Annotated in this window: 15 protein-coding genes and 1 other RNA gene; 7 read left to right on the forward strand and 9 right to left on the reverse strand. The window is 51.8% G+C overall.

What is annotated here, in order from left to right; translation table 11 throughout:
- The first annotated feature begins 152 nt into the window (after window positions 1-152).
- The gene (locus A0W33_RS05140; RefSeq protein ID WP_308428486.1) at window positions 153-1,142 is read left to right on the forward strand and encodes a glutaminase; all 990 of its coding nucleotides are present in this window, start codon (window positions 153-155) and stop codon (window positions 1,140-1,142) included.
- A gap of 112 nt (window positions 1,143-1,254) precedes the next feature.
- Here A0W33_RS05140 and A0W33_RS05145 read toward each other — a convergent pair whose 3' ends face one another.
- From A0W33_RS05145 to A0W33_RS05155, 3 genes are all read right to left on the reverse strand, one after another.
- Entirely contained in the window at window positions 1,255-3,003 is a 1,749-nt protein-coding gene (locus tag A0W33_RS05145) for an ABC transporter ATP-binding protein (protein WP_068837170.1), read from the reverse strand.
- Between the two features lie 245 nt (window positions 3,004-3,248).
- Entirely contained in the window at window positions 3,249-4,652 is a 1,404-nt protein-coding gene (locus A0W33_RS05150) for a M16 family metallopeptidase (protein ID WP_068837171.1), read from the reverse strand.
- A gap of 12 nt (window positions 4,653-4,664) precedes the next feature.
- Entirely contained in the window at window positions 4,665-6,125 is a 1,461-nt protein-coding gene (locus tag A0W33_RS05155) for a M16 family metallopeptidase (RefSeq protein WP_229802224.1), read from the reverse strand.
- 319 nt (window positions 6,126-6,444) lie between these two features.
- Here A0W33_RS05155 and A0W33_RS05160 point away from each other — a divergent pair, with 319 nt between their 5' ends.
- Window positions 6,445-6,816: a spore germination protein GerW family protein gene (locus A0W33_RS05160; protein WP_068837173.1), complete on the forward strand. Its 372-nt coding sequence runs from the start codon at window positions 6,445-6,447 to the stop codon at window positions 6,814-6,816.
- A 188-nt stretch (window positions 6,817-7,004) separates the two neighbouring features.
- On the forward strand, window positions 7,005-8,114 hold the full coding sequence (locus A0W33_RS05165; protein WP_172798092.1) for an SGNH/GDSL hydrolase family protein: 1,110 nt from the start codon (window positions 7,005-7,007) through the stop codon (window positions 8,112-8,114).
- A 3-nt stretch (window positions 8,115-8,117) separates the two neighbouring features.
- Here A0W33_RS05165 and A0W33_RS05170 read toward each other — a convergent pair whose 3' ends face one another.
- Entirely contained in the window at window positions 8,118-9,581 is a 1,464-nt protein-coding gene (locus tag A0W33_RS05170; protein WP_068837175.1) for a glycosyl hydrolase family 8, read from the reverse strand.
- Between the two features lie 245 nt (window positions 9,582-9,826).
- Here A0W33_RS05170 and uvrA point away from each other — a divergent pair, with 245 nt between their 5' ends.
- On the forward strand, window positions 9,827-12,376 hold the full coding sequence (gene uvrA / locus A0W33_RS05175) for an excinuclease ABC subunit UvrA (RefSeq protein ID WP_068837176.1): 2,550 nt from the start codon (window positions 9,827-9,829) through the stop codon (window positions 12,374-12,376).
- Window positions 12,377-12,488: 112 nt separating this feature from the next.
- Window positions 12,489-12,899, forward strand: coding sequence for a hypothetical protein (locus A0W33_RS05180; protein WP_068837177.1), 411 nt, complete (start codon window positions 12,489-12,491; stop codon window positions 12,897-12,899).
- A 159-nt stretch (window positions 12,900-13,058) separates the two neighbouring features.
- Here A0W33_RS05180 and A0W33_RS05185 read toward each other — a convergent pair whose 3' ends face one another.
- From A0W33_RS05185 to A0W33_RS05195, 3 genes are all read right to left on the reverse strand, one after another.
- Window positions 13,059-13,895 carry a hypothetical protein gene (locus tag A0W33_RS05185; RefSeq protein ID WP_068837178.1) on the reverse strand — a complete coding sequence of 279 codons (837 nt, stop codon included), beginning with the start codon at window positions 13,893-13,895 and terminating at the stop codon, window positions 13,059-13,061.
- A gap of 262 nt (window positions 13,896-14,157) precedes the next feature.
- Window positions 14,158-14,703: a hypothetical protein gene (locus tag A0W33_RS05190; protein ID WP_139237210.1), complete on the reverse strand. Its 546-nt coding sequence runs from the start codon at window positions 14,701-14,703 to the stop codon at window positions 14,158-14,160.
- Window positions 14,704-14,975: 272 nt separating this feature from the next.
- Entirely contained in the window at window positions 14,976-17,174 is a 2,199-nt protein-coding gene (locus tag A0W33_RS05195; RefSeq protein WP_068837180.1) for an acylase, read from the reverse strand.
- Between the two features lie 242 nt (window positions 17,175-17,416).
- On the opposite strand from A0W33_RS05195, the gene A0W33_RS05200 reads away from it, so the two are divergent.
- Both A0W33_RS05200 and A0W33_RS21130 read left to right on the forward strand, forming a co-directional pair.
- Window positions 17,417-17,647, forward strand: a complete 231-nt coding sequence (locus A0W33_RS05200) for a hypothetical protein (RefSeq protein WP_068837181.1) — start codon at window positions 17,417-17,419, stop codon at window positions 17,645-17,647.
- Window positions 17,648-17,799: 152 nt separating this feature from the next.
- Window positions 17,800-18,606, forward strand: coding sequence for a hypothetical protein (locus A0W33_RS21130; RefSeq protein ID WP_074937258.1), 807 nt, complete (start codon window positions 17,800-17,802; stop codon window positions 18,604-18,606).
- Between the two features lie 99 nt (window positions 18,607-18,705).
- Here A0W33_RS21130 and ssrA read toward each other — a convergent pair.
- Window positions 18,706-19,075: a transfer-messenger RNA gene (gene ssrA / locus A0W33_RS05210) on the reverse strand.
- A 191-nt stretch (window positions 19,076-19,266) separates the two neighbouring features.
- Window positions 19,267-21,624 (reverse strand): ABC transporter permease, encoded by a 2,358-nt coding sequence (locus A0W33_RS05215; RefSeq protein WP_068837182.1) that lies wholly within the window; start codon window positions 21,622-21,624, stop codon window positions 19,267-19,269.
- Window positions 21,625-21,839 lie beyond the last annotated feature (215 nt).

The raw sequence follows: 21,839 nt of genomic DNA on the forward strand, positions 1-21,839 counted from the left end.
CTCAGGCACAAAGGGAAGTATGCCTGTTTTTCTCCCTGAAGTATTTCTGCTGACGAAAAAAGTCATAGCCCGTTCCTGGTGAAGTGTACTCAGAAACAGTTGCCAGTTCGAAGTCCGCTGCATTGAGAACGGTTAAGCAAAACACTATTTTATTGAAAGGAGTAAAAATGCCCGGAGCTTTAAAGCAGCAAAATCACCTTTCCAAGTACAAAATGAAGGTAGGCACAACAGATTATCAAAAGATACTGAATCAGATTCAGCAAGAACTTTCTCAAGCAGAAGTTTCCGGGAAAGTAGCCGCCTATATACCTGAGCTTGCCAAGGTTTCGCCCGAGAAGTTCGGAATGCACCTCTACAACCTGGAAGGGGAAAACTACTGCTTCGGGAACAGTGAGGAACGCTTTTCTATCCAAAGTATTTCCAAGGTTTTTTCCCTGGCACTTGCCATGAAAATAATAGATTCTGATCTATGGAAGCGGGTTGGGGTGGAACCTTCAGGAGCCCGTTTCAATTCACTTTCTCTGCTGGAAGACAATGGCGGCATACCCCGAAACCCTTTTATCAATGCCGGAGCGCTTGTGGTAGCAGATGTACTGGTTTCCTGTTTCAGCAACCCCAAAGCTGCCTTCCTCTCTTTCATGCACGAATTGACGGGCAACAGTACCATATCGTACGACGAAACAGTGGCCGCCTCTGAAAGGTCGGAAGGGTACCGAAATTTTGCCATGGCTAATTATTTGAAGTCTTTCGGAAACATTAAGAATGATGTAGAGGAGGTTTTGGATTTTTATTTTCACCAGTGTTCCATCACCATGTCATGCAAAGAGCTTTCGCAGGCTTTTATCGTGTTTGCTAACAAAGGCAACCTACTGGACACAGACCGGCAATTACTCACAGGGAAACAAGTAAAACGCATCAACGCGCTCATGCTTACCTGCGGGTTTTACGATGAAGCGGGCGAGTTTAGTTTTGAAGTTGGCTTACCGGGGAAAAGTGGTGTTGGAGGTGGGATTGTAGCCGTTCACCCCAACCATTACGCCGTAGCCGTATGGAGCCCACCACTCAATCCTAAGGGAAACTCTGCTCGGGGCATGGCAGCCCTGGAAAGGCTCACGACGCTGACCGGTTATTCTATTTTTTAACGTTGCCCTGCTAGCGCGAACCTCCAGTTCACGCCATTCTTCCTCGACGCTACTTTGCCTCCTCCAGCATGAACAGCGGTACGTGCCACAAGTACGCATTAAGCTTTGAATTCTAAATCCTCGCCTGGTAAGTATACAGCTGGTAATATCTTCCCTTCTTCTCCAGCAACTCCTCATGCCTGCCTTGCTCCACAATGTTGCCTTGCTCTATCACCAGTATCTGATCGGCCTGGCGGATGGTGCTGAGGCGGTGGGCGATTACAAAGGTGGTGCGGCCTTGCATCAGGGTTTTGAGACTGGCTTGTATCAGGCTTTCGCTCTCCGTGTCCAAGTTGGAGGTGGCTTCGTCCAGAATCAGGATGCGCGGATCAGCCAGCACGGCCCGGGCAATGGCTATACGCTGCCTTTGCCCGCCCGAAAGCTTCACGCCTCGCTCCCCTATCAGCGTGTCAAGACCATCCTCAAACCGGTCGGTAAATTCCTGCACGTGGGCAGCCTGGACCGCCTGCATCAGTTGGTCTTCGGTGGCATTGGGGCGCGGGAAAAGGATATTTTCCCGTATAGTGCCCTCAAACAGAAAATCATCCTGCAGCACCACACCCAGCTGACTCCTGTAGCTTTGCAGGTTTATTTTTTGCAGGTCGTGCCCATCCACCGTAATCGTGCCACTGTCCGGGTTCAGGAAGGAAGCCGCCAGGCCGGCGATGGTGGTTTTCCCTGAGCCCGAGGTGCCAACCAGTGCCGTTACCGAGCCAGCAGGGGCCTTGAAGCTGACTGATTTCACTACTTCCTTTCCTTCCTCGTAGGCGAAGGCTACGTTATCGAAAACAACGTCGCCGTGAATGTGATCCAGCTTCAGGGTTCTGTGGCCACCTTCGTCCTCAAGGGGCATGTTCAGGATTTCCTCGGTGCGGTCGAGGCCGGCAAAGGCTTCAGTAAACTGGCTGCCGATGTTGCTCATCTGCACGATTGGTGCAATCAGGAAGCCGAGGAAAAGCGTATAGGCCACGAAGTCGCCGTAGGTCAGGTCGTTGTTCATGATTTGGTAACCGCCAATCCCCATAATGCCCGCCGATGCAATACCCAGCAGCAGGGTTGCCGCACTGGTTACCAAGCTGGTGGTGACTAAGCTTTGCTTTACGTTCAGGAAAAGCCGGTTCACGCCATGTTCAAATATCCTGATCTCCTGCGCTTCCGCATTAAACCCTTTGATTACGCGCACCCCGCCCAGCGTTTCTGTAAGCCTGCCGGTTACCTGAGCATTTATCACCCCGCGATCCCTGAAGATTGGCCGAATCTTTCCAAAGGCCTTGAGCGAAATAATCCCGAAAATGGCCACTGGAATCAGCACGAATAAGGTCATCAGCGGACTGATGTAAATCAGGAGCACCAGGCAGATAAGCGAGGTAAGCACCCCACCGATCATCTGGGCAAAGCCAGTGCCTACCAGGTTTCGTACCCCTTCCACATCCGTCATGATGCGGGAAACAAGCTCACCTGTTTTTGTGTTGTCGAAAAAGCGGATTGGCAGCTGAATAATATGCCGCTGCACCTTTGCCCGCAGTTGGGAAATGAGGTGCTGTGCTTCCACACTTAATATCTGCGTAAGCGCAAACGAGGTAACGGACTGCACCACGATGGCTGCCACCACAGCCACAATCAGCCATTTTAGCATGATGAAGTCGTTGTTCGGTATTACATCATCGATCAGGTACTTGCTGGCGCCCGGCAAAATCAATCCCGCTAAACGACTGATTATGATTAACCCAAGGCCAACAGAAAGATATTTCTTACGGGGCCATATAATTGTTTTAAAAACGTGCCCCAGCGTTACGTTCTTAAGTTTCTTAGATTTTGACATGCATGTTGTAAAGAGGGTACTGGTAATAAACTATAAGTGGGTTTGATGGATACTAAGCCAGTGCATACTGTAATTTAAGCCTAGTAAATGAAGCAGGAAATCTACCACAAATAAACCGTGCATGCACAGATAAGTTTAACACCTGCCCCTGCACAACGGCCATACTTGTGCCTGTAAGTATGGTAGCTACAAAAAAAGCTGCCCCCTTTCTAAAAGAGGCAGCCCTTAAATTTTGGAATGCTGCTTTACTGCGCGGCAGGTTTCTTCTTCAGATTAGCCTGGAACTGCTGTAGCTGTTTGTCGATCTGCTTTTTATCACCAACCACTACCAAGGTCATCTCACCAGGTCGGATGTACTTTTCTGCTGTGGCTTGCACCTCCTGCGGCGTAATGGCATGTATGGCTTCTACCTGTTTGGTAAGGTATGTGTCCGGCAGGTCGTGCAAGTCCAGGAAGCTAAGCTGCCCGATAATGCCCCCCGGAGTAGAGTTCTGCAGCACGAACAGACCCGCAGCGTAATTCTTTATTCCTTGCAGTTCCTCTTCTGTCGGAGGCTCTTTCCGCAACCTGTTTATTTCATACACAATCTCACGCAGCGAATTACCGGTATGCTCTGTTGTTACATCGGCCGTCTGCGCCCATTCCCCCACCCGGTAGCGGGAAGAAATGTAGCTTGAGGGAGAGTAGGTATAGCCTTTATCCTCCCGGATGTTGCGCGTAATCCGGGAGCCGAAGGAGCCGCCCAGCAGCGCGTTCGTAATGCGCAGGGCCATGTAATCCGGGTGCGATGGGTCCACCACCGGCAACCCAAACACGATGGTGGACTGTGGCGCCCCCGGCCTGTCTATCACCTGCATGGTTGATTTGGCAACAGGCTTTGCGACTGCAATATGCGGGGCAGGCCCCTCCTTCCAGTCGCTGAAAGCGGAGGTGATGGCTTGCTTCGTCTTACCTGCATCAAACTTACCTGCCACATACACGTTTGTGCGCTTGGCTCCGAATTGTTCTTCATAAAACCTGCGCACATCCTCCAGGGTAAAGCTATCGATTTCCTTGTCAGTGGGCATTACGCGGCCGTAGGGGTGGTTGGGATACAGCTGACTCCTGAATGCTTCCTGGGCCTGGGTGCCCGGTTGTGAACGGGCGAGGTTCATCTGCCGCTTAAAATCGTTTTTGATACGCGCCAGCTCAGACTCTGGGAAAGACGGATGCTGCAATACATCGCTCATCAGCATGACCAACTCAGGGCCGAACTCAGAAAGCACAGAACCATAAAGGGTGGTTTGATTCGGGCCGACACTCACGTTGAGTGACCCTCCCATACGGGCAACCTCATCCGCTATTTGTTTGCCGTTGCGGGTGGCGGTGCCCTCCTCCATAAGTTTGCCCACAATGTCTGCCAGACCATTCTGGTTCTGCCCTTCGTGCACGTTGCCTGCCTCCACCACCATACTTACCGTAACTTTCGGAATCTCGCCAAAAGGAACCAGCGTCGCCTCCAACCCGTTAGGCAGGTTAAATTCCTGTTTAGGCGGCAACTTAAAGTTTGCCGGTGTGCCACCTTCCGGAGGCGTCTGTTTCTGTGCTGTGGCAGTGGTGGCACCCATAACCACTAGCAGGCCTATTGTAAAAGAAAGTAGTTTTTTCATGAGACGATAGCGTTATATCTGTGCCTGTGGGTTTATGATTAAAACGGTCCTGTTGGTTGGCCGCAAGTATTCCTGTATTGTTTTCTGCATCAGGGCCGGCGTTACTTTCCTGAACTCCGCTTCCAGTTCGTTAATGCGGGAGGGGTTGTCATCAAAAAGCGCAAAGGAAGCCAGCAGGTCTGCCTTGCCAAAACCGTAAAGCCCGCTCATCTGGTCGTAAAGCGAAGAGCGCATTTTCACCATGGCCTGGTCCAGCAGTTCCTGAGAAACTCCTTCCCGCTGCAGCCGCTGAATCTCCTGGTCCAGCACCGCTACAATAGAGTCGGCTGGCACACTTTTGTCGTGAATCAGGCTGCCTGTCCAGAGCATGGGCCCGTGGTAGTTGAACATGTTGCCAAGGTCTGCGTTGATGCCACCACCCACAGAACCCGTATAGCCCTTGTCCTGCACCAGCGCCTGATACAAGCGGCTGTTGTTGCCCTGCAGCAGTATCTGGTCGAGTAAGCCCATAGCATAGTACTCCGGCGTATTGCGCTCCGGCATGTGGTAAGAAAATGCAAGTGCTGGGCGGTTTGCCAGTTTATCATCTTTCGTGAAGCGCTGCTCCTCTTCCTGGCGCGGCTCCGAAAGGTCAGGTATCGGCGGCACGTCTGCTGACTTGATATCGCCGAAGTACTGCTTTATCCACTCCTTGGCGGCCGGAATCTCAAAGTCTCCGACTACCACCACCACCGCGTTGTTGGGGGCATAGTAGGTATTGAAGAAGGAGCGCACATCCTCCAACGTGGCAGCATCCAGGTCTTCCAGGTCGCCATAGAAATTGTGTGCGTTATGCCAGTTCTTGTTGGCATACTGTGGCATGTCGAGCCATGGAAAGCCGCCGTATGGTTGGTTTAGCACGTTCACTTTTACCTCGTTCTTCACCACACCCTGCTGGTTGGTCAGGTTTTCCTGAGTAATGTTGAGCCCCCGCATCCGGTCGGCTTCTGCCCACAGCATGGTTTCCAGCTTATGGGCCGGCACAATCTGGAAGTAGTTCGTGTAATCGAAGCGGGTGCTCCCGTTAAGTATTCCCCCATTCTTCTGCACGAGCTGTATAAACTCCATTTTGCCTAGGTTGTCGGACCCCTGAAACATCATGTGCTCAAACAAATGGGCAAACCCGGTTCTATCTTTCGGCTCAATCCGGAAACCGATGTTATAGTATACCGCCACTGTTGCAATCGGAGCCGTACGATCAGGAGATAGCACTACCTTCAAACCATTATCCAGAGTGTAGTACTCAACGGGCACCTGGATGTTAGCGGTGGCTTCTGTGCCCGAAGCAGTTGTAGCAGCAGCAGCCGTCGCCGTGTCTGATGCCGTGGGAGTAGCCTCTTTTCCACAGGAGGCGGCCAGCACCATCGCTATACTTAGTAGCAGCCACGAAAGGGTGTACCTGATCGGTTGTAAGTAAATTGTTTTAGGATTCATGAAGCGCCATTGTTTAAGTTTGAAATGTAATGTGCCTAAGTTCATAGCCTTATACGTCATAGTTCCCACACTTACACATTTATACCACAATTATTATTTAAATAGTATAAATATATTTTTCCTTTTCCGCATAACCTTACCGAGTATACTTGGGAGCATCCTGTACTTCTCTTCCAACTTTAAGTTTAAAGAAGTTCAATTCTGAATTGACTCTCCGCGAAGCAACGTCTGGTGCTGCTCCTGCCGTGGAAAGAACTTCAGCAGGGGGCAATCGTACATTCACCTGCACGTATTGCTATTGTATTTTATACCTGTACCTATGGAAACCAAAAACAGCTCCGGCAGCGCTTTGCAGCCAAGTTTCGTAGAACGGCTCGCCGAAAAGCTCGGCTCGACAGTTAACAGCTCTACAATCTATGGGGAACCAGTAGAGCGGGATGGAGTCACGGTGATTCCTGTTTCCAAAGCAATGTATGGCTTTGGCGGCGGTGCCGGCTTTAAGGCAAACGAAGAAGGCTCCGGAGGCGGCGGTGGTGCGGCCATTATGCCCGTAGGCTACATTGAGATAAAGCATGGAGAAACCCGCTTCCGCACCATCCGGGACCCGCAGGCCATCGTAAAAATAGTGGCTATCGGAAGTGTAGCCACATTGCTCATTGCCAGAAGCATCACAAAAATCTTCCGTAAGTAGAGACCACAGCGCCAGCTTATGGTTGATAGTGCCTTGTTAGCACTTTAAACTTACATCCGGGTTTATTACATCATGCTAGTAGCACATATCCAAAATGCCACTATCCTTTTTCGGTCTTCATTTCGTGGCTGCTTTTAGGCGAAGACACCGGAATGTTTTATTCTTGCATAACCTCTACTTCATTTGTTATGAAACTTAGAAATACACTCCTTCTTGCAGTGCTTGGCTTCTTTTGCTTTGGCTGTAGCTCTCTGAAAAGTGATGCTGCAGAAAACAGCGTATTACCGGCAACGACGCTAAAACCCTATGGCCGAACGATGGTAAACGATGCGCAGCAACTGGAGCTGATCACCTCTGCCGCACATTTCGGCTACACGTTTGAGGGAACTGAAAGCCAGGTATTTGCCTCCGTTCCTGATGGCGGAACACATGGCTACCTGCAGTACGAACTGGACGGAAAATATCAGAAAAGGGTGAAAATCGCCCCCAACGCCACAGCACCTGTTCTGGTAAAAGCACCAACGGCTGGCAAACACACGGTCTGGATCTACAAAGCGACAGAGGCACACACCGGCCCCATCCGAATAGAGAAAGTAGTTGGGGAAAATGTTTCGGTTGTTCAGAAACCGGATGTCCCGCTTATTGAGTTTATCGGCAACAGTATCACCAGTGGCGCTGCCGCTGATCCGTCGGAGGTGCCTTGCAACACGGCCGAGTACCACGACCAGCACAATGCCTACATGGCCTACGGCCCTCGGGTAGCCAGGGCACTAGGAGCGGACTTTGTGCTGAACAGTGTGAGCGGCATTGGCGTTTACCGCAACTGGAACAGCGACGGCCCCACCATGCCCCAGGTGTACGAGAAGCTGGATTTCCAGAAGGATACGCCCCATAGATGGAACTTCGACAAAGTTACCCCACAGCTTGTCAGCATTGCACTGGGTACCAATGATTTCAGTCTGGGCGACGGCATAAAAGAACGCCTGCCATTTGACAGCACACGGTTTGTGAACAACTACATCGAATTTGTGCAGCAGGTAAAAGCCAACTACCCACAGGCTCAGATTGCCCTCCTCAGCAGCCCCATGGTGCATGGCCAAAACGGCGCCACCCTTGAAAACAGCCTGAAAAGAGTGAAAGAAACGATCGACAGGCGCTATCCTTCAGACAAACCCGTGGCTTTATACTTTTTTCAGCCGATGCAGGCAAACGGCTGCACCGGACACCCTAGCGTGGAAGACCATGCCGTTATGGCAAAGGAGCTGGAGCCTTTTTTCAGGAAGCTTCTGGCGCAGTAAGTTCTATTTTTCCAGCGGGTTGTAGAAGTTGCCAGTCAGGGTGAAGAGGTATAGTACGCGCGTGTTGATGTTGAACCAGTACGTATCCCTAAGTTTGCTTAGCTCCGCACCAAACTTGTCGGCCCTGGCCTGGCTGTGGCTTGTGGCTGCCACGGCAAAGCCACCCAGAAAGGCGCTGTTCAGGCCGTTAGTACCACGGGGCGTTCCGTTTAGTTCATAGCCATCCACAATGTTGGCAGGGCCAACTGTTTCAGCCCATCCCGACACTTTATCAGCCCAGGCATCGGCTTTTGCGTTGCCGTTCCACAGGTAATCGAGTGTGAGTCTCCAGGGAGCGCGGGCGGCATCATAGCCAAAGTAGCCTACTCTACCTCCAGGGCCGGGCGTACCAGTGGCTGTTTGCCAGTCAGGTACCAGGCCTGTTGTTGGGTTTGCGCCTGCCTCTAACAAAGTATAGGTATCATCGGCCAGCTGCGACCACACATTGTCTCCTGTTACGGCCGCAAACACACGGAAGAAAGCAGGCGTATGGTACATCAAATCCGTCATGCCACAACCACCCCAGGCACCGTTGGAGTAACCGGGAGCAAGTATGTAAATGTTTCTGCCGCCCACCGCACACTGCACAATCAGGTTAGTGCGCACGAGCTGTATGATCTCTTTGGCGGCATTCAGGTAAGAATCGCCCCAGTGCTTGCTGGCCACAATCAGGGCAAAGGCCACGTCAATATCGCCATCGGTGGCGCTACCGGGGTCAAGAATACCGTCACAGGTTACCGACCAGGCCATCATATTTTTCGCCTCAGGTGTGCGTTTGCTGTTATAGAAGCGCAGAATGCCATCAAAAGTTGCCTTGTCTTCGGCATAGGCGGCCAGCAGCAGGCCAAAGCCAACGCCCTCTACCTTGGTTTCAGTGGCTGGGGCTGCTATTACCCGCAATCCGTCGCCGCAGGTAACTACCTGAGTGCTTTTCCAGCGCTCATACTCGCTCATAGCCAACGCACGCGTCACGGTAGTAGGCAAGAAGCCATGGGCATAACTTGTATTGCCTGTGGTTGGGGTGCTGTTGCTTTGCAGTACCAGTTCTTTGCTTATCGTCTCCCCTTCCTTGTAGGCAACGCTAACTGTTCCTTTCACATTAAACTGCGTTCCTTCCAGCACGGTGAAGTATAAAGTGCCTTCCTTTCCAAGGGTCGGGAACTGCCTTAAGTCAAAGCTGGAAACACCACTGGTGTTGGTAGAGGTAATCTTCAAAGCCTTTGCAGGGTCGCGCCCCTCTGCTTTGGTGGCAGGCTCTGAGAACATGTAGACATTCACGCCGGAAGCGATCGCCCCAGTGGCGTCTTTTACGGTGATATTGATTTGTGTAGCGGCAGGTGCAGCCGTAGGCTCGTCTTCTCCGCAGCTTGTAAGGGTTCCCAGCACCAGCAGTAAACAGCAGGTATAATAGTATAGCGCTTGCTTCATATTTTGTGATTTACATTCAACCTAACCAGGTATGCTACAGCATTTGGTACAGGCCAAACAGTTCTTCTCTTAATAACAGTTCAACTCTCAATATATAGCCAGATTGAAACAAATACTAAACATATAAAAAGTTTTTAGGCCATACTTCCCTTGGCACCTGTTGGTTGTACTTGCGAAAGACGACTGAACAATGTTGCCTGCCTGTGCAGATCCAGCCAAAAGTTCAAATCTCCGTATCTTGCCACATGGCAAAAAATCACCTAAATACTTCACCTAAAAATTTCTCCGGCTTTGTAACCATGCGCGGGGCGCGGGAGCATAACCTCAAAAACATAGACCTTTCCATTCCCCGCGATGCCCTAGTAGTATTTACAGGCGTGTCCGGCTCAGGTAAATCCTCACTGGCTTTTGGTACGCTTTACGCCGAGGCACAGCGGCGTTATCTGGAGTCGGTTTCGCCGTATGCCCGACGGCTATTTCACCAGATGGCGGTGCCTGAGGTAGATGCTATTGAGGGACTGCCTCCGGCTGTGGCCCTGCAGCAGCAGCGCGGCACGCCCACCACGCGCTCCTCAGTGGGCAGTGTCACCACGCTGTCGAACCTGGTCCGCATGCTGTATTCCCGGGCCGGTGATTATCCTCCAGGTCAATCTATCATTTATGCCGAAGCCTTTTCGCCGAACACCGCCGAAGGTGCCTGCCCTACCTGCCATGGCTTGGGCCGGATTTACGAGGTAACGGAGCAGTCGATGGTGCCGGATGATTCGCTGACGATACGCGAACGGGCCATTGCCGCCTGGCCTACTGCCTGGGGAGGGCAAAATCAGCGCGACATTCTGGTTACGCTTGGCTACGATGTGGACCGGCCCTGGCGGGAGCTGCCCCAGAAGGACCGCGACTGGATTCTGTTTACCGACGAGCAACCGGTGGTGCCGGTGTACCCAGGCTATACCCCCGAACAAACGCAGCGCGCCCTTAAACGAAAAGAGGAGCCGAGCTACATGGGCACCTTCAGCAGCGCCCGCCGCCACGTGTTTCATACGTTTGCGAACACCAACAGTCCCCAGATGAAAAAGCGGGTGATGCAGTTCATGCTGAGCACCGACTGCCCTAACTGCCAGGGCAAGCGCCTGCGCCCGGAATCGCTTTCCGTGAAATTTGCGGCCTATGATATTACCGAGTTATCACGGCTGCCACTGAAGAAGATCGCGGCCATACTTACGCCTTTCGCTGAAGGCACGGCTAGTCGTCGTGAGCAGCAGGAAACCGAGCACCCGGAACAAACCATCGTGGCGCAGCGAATTGCAGAAGATCTGGTGGCACGCATTAAAGTTCTGCTCGACCTGGGACTGGGTTACCTGTCGCTGGAGCGCAGCACACCGACCCTATCGCCGGGGGAGCTGCAACGGCTGCGGCTTGCCACGCAACTGTACTCCCACTTGTTTGGCGTAGTGTATGTGCTTGATGAACCATCCGCAGGCCTGCATCCTTCTGACACAGTAGCACTTTTAACTGCCCTGGAAGGCCTGAAGAAGGCAGGCAATTCGCTTTTTGTAGTTGAGCACAACCTGGACGTGATCCGACACGCCGATTGGCTGGTGGATGTCGGTCCGGAAGCCGGCGAAAAAGGCGGCGAGGTGCTATACAGTGGTCCGCCGGAAGGGCTGCAGCAGGTGGAGGCCTCTAAAACGGCAAAGTATCTTTTTGACGGCCATGAAGCTCCTGGCCATACCCCACGCACTCCCACCGGTTGGCTTCAGCTGAGTGGTGTTACCCGAAACAACCTGCACAACTTAGAAGCTGAGTTTCCGCTGGGCGTTTTCACCACCGTTACAGGAGTGTCGGGCTCGGGCAAATCAAGTTTGGTGAGCCAGGTGCTGGTGGAGTTGGTGGCTGATTCCCTGGGCCAGCCCCTACCGACTGAGGAAGAAGAGGGCGAGGCCTTAGAACGTACCGAACCTATCCAGACCGATGGGCACATCACTGCGGGCATGGAAAGTATAAAGCGGCTGGTGCGGGTAGATCAGAAGCCGATCGGGCGTACGCCGCGCTCCAACATGGCCACCTATACTGGCCTGTTCGACCACGTGCGCAAGCTTTTTGCGGCCACGCCCCTGGCAAAGGAACGCAAGTATGACGCAGGCCGCTTTTCGTTTAACGTAGCCAAAGGACGCTGCGAAAACTGCCAGGGCGAAGGTTTTGTGATGGTTGAATTACTCTTTTTGCCAAGTGTGTACGCCCCCTGCCCTGTCTGCCACGGCGCCCGCTACAACGCCAAAACCCTGGAGGTAACTTACCGCGACAAGAACATTGCTGAAGTACTGGCCATGACGGTAGATGCTGCTTGGGAGTTCTTCGCCGAGGAGCCACCGGTGCACCGGGCGCTTATCGTGCTGCGTGAGGTAGGCTTAGGCTACCTGCGTTTGGGGCAACCGGCCACAGAGCTTTCCGGCGGCGAGGCGCAACGCATCAAACTGGCTACCGAACTGCAACGGGCTCAGCGCGGAAACACGCTCTACATCCTCGATGAGCCCACCACCGGCCTTCATCCTGCCGACGTGGAGAAGCTGCTGGTGCAACTGAATAATTTGGTAGAAGCCGGCAACACGGTCATCGTGGTGGAGCACACCATGCGCGTAGTGGCAGGCAGCGATTGGGTGATAGACATCGGACCTGGAGCGGGCGAAGAGGGTGGTAAGGTGGTAGCGGCCGGCGCGCCTGCGCAGGTGGCCCAATCCATGGAGAGCAAGACGGCTCCTTTTCTGCGGCACCTGCTGGGCAGCGAGGCAGTTTAACTTCCCATTGCTGTACCACCTTTGCCAAATTTCTGACTTAGCTAGCAGCTTTGCAAAACGCTTTCACGTACACCCATTGTTTTAGTAACTTGCAGCCTTTATTTCGCTTTTCATGATACAAGAACTGACAAACCCTTTTGGGCGGGTATACCTGACAGTTGAAGATGATAGAAGAAACAAGTGGGTGCGCGTAAACTGGATGGGCTATTTAACAGAAGAAAACGTTAAAAACGGTGCCCTTGCCTACACCAAAGTTCTTTCTGATGCAGGGTATAGTTGCGTGATCAACGACACTCGTCTGATAGTAGGCGGCTGGGACCATTCGCTGGAGTGGGTTTTAAACGATTGGGCTCCACGTGCGGCACGCGCCGGATTAAAGTATTTTGCCATGATCACGACACCAGAAACTTTTGGCGGCTCCACAGCATCTAACTTTTACGCAAAGCTAAAGGCTTTTCAAGCAAATGTATTTGACGACAAAAGCGAGGCGGAAGAATGGCTAAAACAGGTTTCTAAAGCGTAGGAACAGACACTCTCTCTTCTCTTCCAAAGAGTTCTTTTTTGATGATCAAAGAGTTTATGATATCCTAAAAAGGGAAGGCGGCTAACTGATAGTTAGCCGCCTTCCCTTTTTAGGATATAGCTCATTTCATTAGAGCTGTCTCAGGGCCTGAACTATAAATTAAAATCCGCCAAACTCAGACACACCCCGATCAGAGTTGTGCGAGGTATCGCCGGTGCTACTGCTGCGGCCGCCATAGGTGCTGCTGCCCATGGAACCGTAGCCCCCGTAGTTTCCGGCTGACGTGCCATAGGTATGGTTGCCAAACGAGCCGCCACGGTGGCCGCTCGCGTATCCGGTGCCGCCGCCGTAATTTTTCCCGCCGTAGGAGCTGCCGATACCAGAACCATAATCGTCCGCGAAGTTGCTTAGCCCGTAATTTGTATCAGGCACACCGTGGTGCGACCCTGGGAATGCATCACCTACACCGCCGCCCAAGCGGGTGCTCCTGTAGCCATCTCTTGCCCCGGAGTAGTACGCCTGCTCATCGCCGGCTCCACCCCTGTTATGCTCGCTGTCCAGGGTGTTGAAGCGATCTGAGGTACCGTCGAAACTGGAGATGCCGTAGCCCTGGCGGATGTTTCCACGCAGGTCGTTGTCGCCCCTATAATTGTCACTGTCTCTTCTGTAGTAAGTCGGGTCGTTTCTGAAATCGCTCTGGTAGCTGGTGCTACTGTACCTGTCCCTGTCCTGGCTGAAGTTGTTGGAGTACCTACCAAAACCATTTTCATCTCTCCTGTAGTTGCCGCCATAACTCCGGTCTCTGTCATCGTTGTAGCCGCGGTTCTGACTGTAGCGGTCACCGCTGCCCTCTTGCCTGTAGGTATTATTGCGCTGGTAGTCTCTTTCGAACTGATCCTGCATATCCCGGTAAGACCTGCCGTCCCGTTCGCGATCATACCTGTTATCCTGTCTGTAGCCGCTGTTGTCGTAGCGGTCTCTGTTGTATCGTTCCATAGCAGTTAATTAAATTATTAATCAAACACTATTTTTTTACGACAGCCCTGCCTCCCGGTTCAGAACTCCGGCAAACAGCCCACCATTTGTACTAGAAAGTACTTCCAGAAAGAATTGGGTGGGAAGATTGAAACAATGTTTTACTGCTTTGGGAGCATAATTTATACTTCGTGCTTGATGCAGGAACGATAGCGTGGCGGAACTTCAGGAAACAATTCTTAAAAGAGAGGCTTTGTCTGCAACTTACTTATACTTTGCCCACTCAGGAGACCCGCACCCGGGAAGCCAGTACCCTGAATAGTATAAACAGCAAGGCGAAAATGGCCATGGCAATTAAAGCCCATAACTTCTTCCGGTTCATTTCCTGCCAGTAATCCCGTTCCTTTTCGGTGCGTTTCAGCTGCTGCGCCAGCCCTTTGTTTGCGGTGCGCACCTGTCGTAGCTGCGTCCCTAGCGCCTGGAGCGTTGCTGTGTCCTGCAGGTAAACTGTTTCAATCGTGTGCGTGCCCTTACATTCCGGGCATCGTACCAGCGGGGAATATTGTCGGGCAGCCGGGCTTCGTTCCAGCAAAGGCCAGGGAGCAAGCCGCCCCGGCCGAATGGCTGCTGTCGGGGCTAAGGCTGGAGGCGTTGGCTTTACCGGAAAATGCTTCGCTGCGTAGGCGGCTCCGTGCTGCTGGGTGTAGGCTTCATTATCATCTACGTATGCCGCCAGCTCCTCCGGGTTGTCATCAAAATAGCGCTCTGCCCCACGTTGCGTAACGCAGGAGCTCAACAGCAGCAGCACCAGTAATAATGTCAACCTCATGAGTTACTTTATACTTGTCAGTTTTCCACTAACGCATGAATGGGCATACGTAAAAGGCTCGGTTCTGCGGTAGGGCTGCGGCATATTTATATGCAACCCGCAGCGTGTCTGCCCCTTCTGTTTTACCCGCACAAAGTTTTGCAGCGCTGCGCAGCGGGCTCTACCGGTGCGGGAACTGGCTAGCAAGTATAGGAGCCCATGTTTATACTTGCTAGCAGAATTCAACAACGAAATCTTTGCGATTGATACTTTCCTGTGGCTTTCCTTTCAGCTTACTTTCCCGGATGATACGTCCGCTGCGCCCGCTTCTCCACATCCTCGCGGTAATAGGCTACATCTTTAAACTCAGCATTCGCATACCGCTGTGCCTGGTCATCGAAGTGCGGCGATGCCGGATTGCCGCTTTGGCCTCCGGCCAGCAGTGTTTTGGCCTTTACCTTATCGCCAAACTCCACCACGGCCACAAAACTGTTGCCGGATGTTCCGTAGAGGCGCTTGGTATCGTATATTCTCGCTCCAAACGAAGCCAGCGCACCCCAGTTGCCCGAGGCCATTCCTACCGGAAGGCTAGGCAGTGCATCGTTGAACTTCTGCTCAATGTCGCCGTTCAGGCGCTGGTAGCGGTTAATCTCTCCCCAAGGCGTGCGCCACTGGCCAAAGTCTTTTTCCACCTGGTCGATGGTCTGGCTAAAGATTTCCAGGCGCTCTTTCTCCGGTGCAGCAGTGGCGTAATAATTTATCCGCTCAATCAGGTTTAGCCCTTCAGGCGCACTGCCATTCCGCAATAAATTAGTGGCATAAAAATGGGCGAGCGACATGGCCACGGAATTTTCAGCCACAGCATAATTCCAGTTGCGCATTACCTCTACGGCTGCTTTCAACTTCGGGTCGTTCTGCTTTTGGCTGTCGTAAGCTTTCACAAGGCCCGGAATCAGCACCTCAAAGGCCGGCAGGTACGGATCGTAAGCCAGGTTAATCAGCTTGTCGAGCGTCAGATCGTCCGCCTTTTGCAGTAGTCGGATGGCATGTATCCCCCGGAAATTCTCTGGCGATGGCGCCATGTATACCGGGTAGTTTTCCGGTTTTGGGCTGTAAGGGCCGGCGCTGGTGTAGGGCGTGGAGTTGCAGTTTTGTATCCAGCCGTTCGGCGGGTTGATCACGGTGATCGTCTCCTCCAGCGGGTGCAGGCCTTGCCAGTCTGTTTTAGGGTTGCTGCCATCCACGGGCTTGGAGTAATCGAAGGAAGTATCACGCACCGGGAAAAAGTTGCCATGGTAGTAGGCAATGTTGCCATCCGCATCGGCATACACAGTGGCGTTCGAAGAGTTTGTCCGCATCTTCATCATCTCATGAAACTCTTCTAGGTTCTTCTTCTTGGTGCGGGTATACGATTGAATGAGCGCATCCACGGGTTTCCACATCAATGCTGTCGCAACCCATTTGTCGCCGTTTTTGTGTGTGATGGGGCCATGGTGGGTACGATACGTGGTAAAGGTTTTCTGCTTTACTTCATCGCCCTCCTTGTAGGCTAAGGTCACTTCGTTGGTTTCCACCGGGCGCAGTTCCTCGCCATACTTGTAAAACAGCTTTCCGTCCTGCTTCACAATCGTTTCCTCAAACTCGTCAATCACATCGGCATAGGCGGAGGTGTGCATCCAGCCGGTTTTATCGTTGAATCCCTGGTAAATAAAGAACTGGCCCCATGTTACGGCGCCATAGGCGTTCAGTCCCTCTTCGCTCACGGCATGCACCTCGCCGCGGAAAAAGAAAGACGTATGCGGGTTAATCAGCAGCATGGCATCTCCGGAGGCAGTTTTCTCTCCGGCGATCGCAAATCCGTTGGAGCCTTTTGGCTCGGCCAGCAGCGCGGGCTGCACCAGTCCATGGCCATACTTGTTGTAGCCTAAGGATTTGTCGCTCTCATAAAATGCCTGAATTCTTTTGGTCGATATGCTTTCTATATCACCGCCAATAGAGCCTTCGCTAAAGTATAGGGGCATCCACGGCTCAAAGCGCGTGAGTAGTTTCGGCTTCACCTCCGGGTGTGTGTGCAGGTAATAGTTGATGCCATCGGCATACGCCTCACAAAGTGCTTTAAGCCATTCCGGGCTTTTCTCATACTGCTGCTTGGCTTCTTCTTCGGTCATGTACAGCTTGGCCCGCAGGTCGCTGTACAGCATTTCCTTTCCTTCCACCTCTGCCAATCGCCCGGTGGCCCACAGGTAGTTGCGCTCCACCCGGTTAAAATCATCCTCACACTGCGCGTACAGGAGGCCAAATACGGCATCGGCATCTGTCTTGCCATAGACATGCGGCACACCGAAATCATCCCGTATGATGGTCACGCGATCAGCCTGCGCCTTCCACTCCGACACTTCCGTGGAGGAGGTGGCTTTGTCCTGCTGGGAACAGGAGAAAAGGAGGGTAACCAACAGCAACAGCTGTACTGAACTTCTGAAATAGCTTCTCATATTTTCCAATGAAGGGTATTAAGTCAAGGCTAATTTAAGTAGATTTCAGAGAAGAATTTGAGAATATTTGCAGGCAGTTGAAGGAGTAACTGCCAGGATTGAAAAGCAGCACAGGGCCTTCTCCGCTACGTTTGCCATACCGTGCACGAGCCTGTCTCATCCCGAAAGCGCTTCATCTTCCAGATGGAGATTGTAAGTTATACTTCCCGAACAACACCTGGTATTCAGGCTTCATTTTGAAAATGACGGATAAGTTCTTTATTAGGAGCCAGACTATAAAAATGAGGAACAACGGAATCAAAGTAATCGCCTTTTTCACCTTGCTTTTAGCTGGTTTGATGGTAAACCTGGTAGCTTCTACAACAATGGAGGAAGGAAAACTTCAAACACTCCTTCTGATCCTCGGATTTGCAACTGCTATCGTTTCATTCATCCTGATGGTGGATGCCCTGATAAGGTTGATTAGAAATTAAGCCTATCCTTCCACCACTACTCCCCCAATAGTGCTTTTATTCTTGACGCTCCATTCATACTTGAAGTGCCGGGTAAAGGCATTTAGAATCCTGCTCGATTAACCAGAAAGCTGCGGCAACGTTTTAGAAGACAGACCTAACCCTCTGTTTTTATGAATGCTATACTTCTAAACCTACTTCTCTTTCTGCTCGCTTTTACCTGGAGAATCTCACCTATCACGCAAACGCCACATTCCCCAAAACAAACCACAGTGCAGCAGCAACAGGCAGTACAAGGGGCCTGGCAACTAGCTTCGGGAGCGACACAATTCACGGAAATTCCGGAAGGAGCTACAGCCATTGCCTCCTTTGAAGACGGCTATTTTACAGTCGCCTATTTTGATAAGGACAACAAGAAGTTTATAGGCACATTTGGCGGCACCTACACTTCGGAAAACGGAAAGCTGACTCAAAAGCTGGAATGGAACACCCTCGACTCCACCACTGTTGGCGCTACTAACTCCTTCTCTTACACACTAAAAAATGGCCAGCTGCAACTTAAAGGCAACGGCCAAGGCAATAGTATAAAACAAACCTGGACGAAAGCAGCAGGGCGCAACACTTCCTCACCGCTTACAGGGACCTGGCGCATCACAGGGCGCGCAGGCGAGGACGGCACCATCAATCCGATGCGACGTGGGCCGAGAAAAACACTCAAGATTTTGTCAGGCAACCGGTTTCAGTGGATCGCATTCAACCCGGAGACAAAGCAGTTTTCCGGCACCGGCGGCGGCACCTATACTGCAGAAAACGGGAAGTACACCGAGAACATTGAATTCTTCTCCCGCGACTCCAGCCGCGTGGGCGCTAATCTGACATTTGATTTCGAAGTAAAAGACGGCAAGTGGCACCATAGCGGACAGAGCAGCACTGGTAAAGCCATAAATGAAGTATGGGAGCGGGAATATGGGAAACTGTAACATATAAATTCCTTTCGATCCTCCCTGACAGAACAATCAGCCAAAAAGGCATAAAAACAAAAAGGCCACCCCGTTTTTAACGAGGTGGCCTTTTTGCTAATGTGGAGATGCAGGGATTCGAACCCTGGTCCAGACAAGGAAATTATCGGGCTTTCTACATGCTTAGGTTCATTCAGATTGTCGGGAGCTTGCAAGTATAAACCAAACTTATGCGCACTCCTTAGATGCTTTATTTCGCTTGTGCACCGCACCCTTACACAAGCTAGTCAAACGAGTCGAAGCCTCTGATGTGCAAGCAGTTTCACGAAACCTGCACGAGACTATGGCAATTGCTTAATACCTAGATTAAGCAGCCATGGCGTAATTAGATTCGCCAGTTATTGTTCGAACGAATTTTTAACAGGTGGTACGTTCATCACCCGGCATGCTTACACGCAATCTGCGCAAGCTGTCAATTCCGGTCATCCCCAATAAGTAAAAGAACGTTGTTCTTGTGTTTTTCATACTTCAAGAAGTATGCCACAAAGGTACGAAGTTATACTTCTAAAGCTAGTGGCAGCTTTACTAAAACAGCGTTTAGCCGCGCAGGGTTTCACCCAGAAGTATAAAAAAAAGCAGGGGCCGATAAAACTGGCCTCTGCCCTATGCTGCAAGTATACCCTATTCTGATCGAAGTGAATTTACAGGGTTGGCTACCGCCGTTTTGATGGCATGGAAGCTTAGCGTAAACATGGCAATGGCAAAGGTGGCTAGGAGCGCTATCGCAAAAATCCACCAGCTTAACTCGGTGCGCACGGCATAGTCGTTCAACCAGGCGTTCATCAGGTACCAGCTCAGGGGCAGTGCAACAATATTGGCCAGCAGCACCAGTTTCAGGAAATCCTTGCTTAGCATGAACACGATACCGGACACAGAGGCCCCCAGCACTTTTCGGACGCCGATCTCCTTTTTGCGTTGTTCAGCCGTGAACAGGGCCAGCCCGAACAGGCCAAGGCAGGAAATAAAGATGGCAATGCCGGCAAAGTAGTTCGTGAGTTCTCCTATCACGCTTTCGCTGCGGTACATTTGCTCGAACGTATCATCCATAAAGTGGTACTCGAAGGGGAAAGCGGGATTATGCTTTTGCAGCACATCTTCCATAGAAGCCAGCGCGGATGTCGTTTTACCGGGGGCTACCCGCGCGAACAACAATCTCGTATTTTCAGGTGCCAGTTTGATGATCAGCGGCATATCCCCCATCTCCATTTTCCGGGACTGAAAGTTTTTCACCACCCCGATGATCTGCCCACTCACATCCCACAGCTTTAGCGGCTGTCCCACCGGGTTTTCCAGTTGCATGAGCCTTGCAGCCTCCTCGTTGATGATGTAGTTGGCCGTATCGGTGCCAAATTCCCTTGAGAAATCCCGACCATCTTTTAGCTTAATGCCATGCGCATCCAGGTAGCCGTAATCCACGTGCAGGTAATCTATCAGAATCTCGGCTCCCGGCACCTTGCCCGGCCATTCCACGTCACTTGTGTTAGAGCCCAGCGTGAGGGGATTGTTATCAGAGGCCGTCACGGCAAGTACACCTGGAATTTGCTGTACTTCCTGCTTTATCACGTCGTAGCGCTCACGCATCTGCCCTTCTATCGGGATGTATACCATGTTCTCGCGCTGCAGGCCAATGTCGGTGGTGCGGATAAAGTGCAGCTGCAGGTACACCACCAGCGTGCTCACAATCAGCAGGGCCGAAAGGATGAACTGAAACACCACCAGTCCCTTGCGAAAAAGCGTTACCCTGTCATTCAACTTCACCGTTCCTTTCAGGACCACCGCAGGGTTGAAGGACGACAGGAAGAAGGCTGGGTAACTGCCCGAAACAATACCCGTGAACAAAGCCACACCCAGCAGCAACAGAATCAGGCTTGGGTCAGACAAATCGAACTGCACTGCTTTTCCGGTTAAGTCGTTGAAGGCGGGCAGCAGGATTCCGGTCAGGTTTGCAGCGATGAAAAGCGCCAGGAAAGCGATCAGGACCGACTCTACCATGAACTGTTTGATAAGCGACTGCTTGCTGGCACCGATGGCCTTGCGAACGCCGACCTCCTTCGCGCGCTTGGCTGAGCGTGCCGTGGCCAGATTCATGAAGTTGATGCAGGCGATAAGCAGGATGAACACCGCCACCACCGAGAAAAGCTGCACATACATCACCAACCCAGAATTCGTTTTTCCCGGCCTGAAGTCAGAGTACAGGTGCATATCCTCCACCGCCTGCACAAACAAATCGGTGTCCCGCTCTCCTTTGTCGCCCTGCTTTAAAAACAGCTTTATTTTATTGTTGAATGCGGCAACATCCACGTCGGGCTTCAGCTGCACATAGGTTAAGATGCCGTAATTGCCCCACTCTTTCAGCCACTCGTTTTGCTGCAGGTAGTCGTTAAAAGGCATAATGAAGTCGAACTGGAGCGAAGAGTTCTGCGGCACAGACTTCATGACCCCTGTTACTTTATAGCTTTCGCTGTTGTTTAGCTTCAGCATTTTACCCACCGCCTCGTTGGTTCCAAAAAACTTTTGCGCGATGCTGTCGCTAATCACAATAGACTTTGGCTGCTTGAGCACCTGCTTTGCGTCGCCGTGGATCAGCGGAAAAGTGAAGGCTTCAAAAAACGAATCGTCGGCGTAGTACCCTACCGCTTTAAACGATTTGTCGCCGTTGCTGAACAGGCTATTCATGTACCAGGTAACACGGATGGCATCCTCCACCTCCGGCAACTCCTCCTCCATCGCTGGCCCCAATCTTCCTGGCCCGGCCGGAGTGGTCAGGTCGTCGGCACCTGGGTAATGCTGGGTGCCCATTACGCGGTACAGCTTTCCCGTATTTGCATGGAAACGGTCGTAACTCAGCTCGTCCTGCACCCACAGCAGGATAAGAATGCTGCAGGTCATGCCGAGCGCCAGGCCCAGCACGTTGATGAGCGAAAAAACCTTGTGTCGCAGCAGGTTGCGGTAGGCTATTTTGAGGTAGTTCTTCAACATAGTTTTAGAAGTATGGTGATGGTATGGATTTGTTTTTCCTGTCAGCTGAAAATTTATTTCCTGTTCTTCATCGGGAGACAAGAAATTAAGATGCCAAAAGTATAAATTACTGTTTCCCAAATAGTTAATCACAATACACTAACTATAAGTGTTCGCTTCCGATACACCTGCCCCCGTGACACCTGTGCGCTTCCGTTACAAGTATAAACTGCTCT

Origin of the sequence: Pontibacter akesuensis (assembly GCF_001611675.1) — a bacterium.
Classification (GTDB): Bacteria; Bacteroidota; Bacteroidia; order Cytophagales; family Hymenobacteraceae; genus Pontibacter; species Pontibacter akesuensis.

What these genes read in the sequence shown, in the direction of transcription:
- A0W33_RS05145 (WP_068837170.1), bottom strand. Translation starts at nt 3,003, where the DNA reads ATGTCAAAATCTAAGAAACTTAAGAACGTAACGCTGGGGCACGTTTTT.
- A0W33_RS05150 (WP_068837171.1), bottom strand. Translation starts at nt 4,652, where the DNA reads ATGAAAAAACTACTTTCTTTTACAATAGGCCTGCTAGTGGTTATGGGT.
- A0W33_RS05155 (WP_229802224.1), bottom strand. Translation starts at nt 6,125, where the DNA reads ATGAATCCTAAAACAATTTACTTACAACCGATCAGGTACACCCTTTCG.
- A0W33_RS05160 (WP_068837173.1), top strand. Translation starts at nt 6,445, where the DNA reads ATGGAAACCAAAAACAGCTCCGGCAGCGCTTTGCAGCCAAGTTTCGTA.
- A0W33_RS05165 (WP_172798092.1), top strand. Translation starts at nt 7,005, where the DNA reads ATGAAACTTAGAAATACACTCCTTCTTGCAGTGCTTGGCTTCTTTTGC.
- A0W33_RS05170 (WP_068837175.1), bottom strand. Translation starts at nt 9,581, where the DNA reads ATGAAGCAAGCGCTATACTATTATACCTGCTGTTTACTGCTGGTGCTG.
- uvrA (WP_068837176.1), top strand. Translation starts at nt 9,827, where the DNA reads ATGGCAAAAAATCACCTAAATACTTCACCTAAAAATTTCTCCGGCTTT.
- A0W33_RS05180 (WP_068837177.1), top strand. Translation starts at nt 12,489, where the DNA reads ATGATACAAGAACTGACAAACCCTTTTGGGCGGGTATACCTGACAGTT.
- A0W33_RS05185 (WP_068837178.1), bottom strand. Translation starts at nt 13,895, where the DNA reads ATGGAACGATACAACAGAGACCGCTACGACAACAGCGGCTACAGACAG.
- A0W33_RS05190 (WP_139237210.1), bottom strand. Translation starts at nt 14,703, where the DNA reads ATGAGGTTGACATTATTACTGGTGCTGCTGCTGTTGAGCTCCTGCGTT.
- A0W33_RS05195 (WP_068837180.1), bottom strand. Translation starts at nt 17,174, where the DNA reads ATGAGAAGCTATTTCAGAAGTTCAGTACAGCTGTTGCTGTTGGTTACC.
- A0W33_RS05200 (WP_068837181.1), top strand. Translation starts at nt 17,417, where the DNA reads ATGACGGATAAGTTCTTTATTAGGAGCCAGACTATAAAAATGAGGAAC.
- A0W33_RS21130 (WP_074937258.1), top strand. Translation starts at nt 17,800, where the DNA reads ATGAATGCTATACTTCTAAACCTACTTCTCTTTCTGCTCGCTTTTACC.
- A0W33_RS05215 (WP_068837182.1), bottom strand. Translation starts at nt 21,624, where the DNA reads ATGTTGAAGAACTACCTCAAAATAGCCTACCGCAACCTGCTGCGACAC.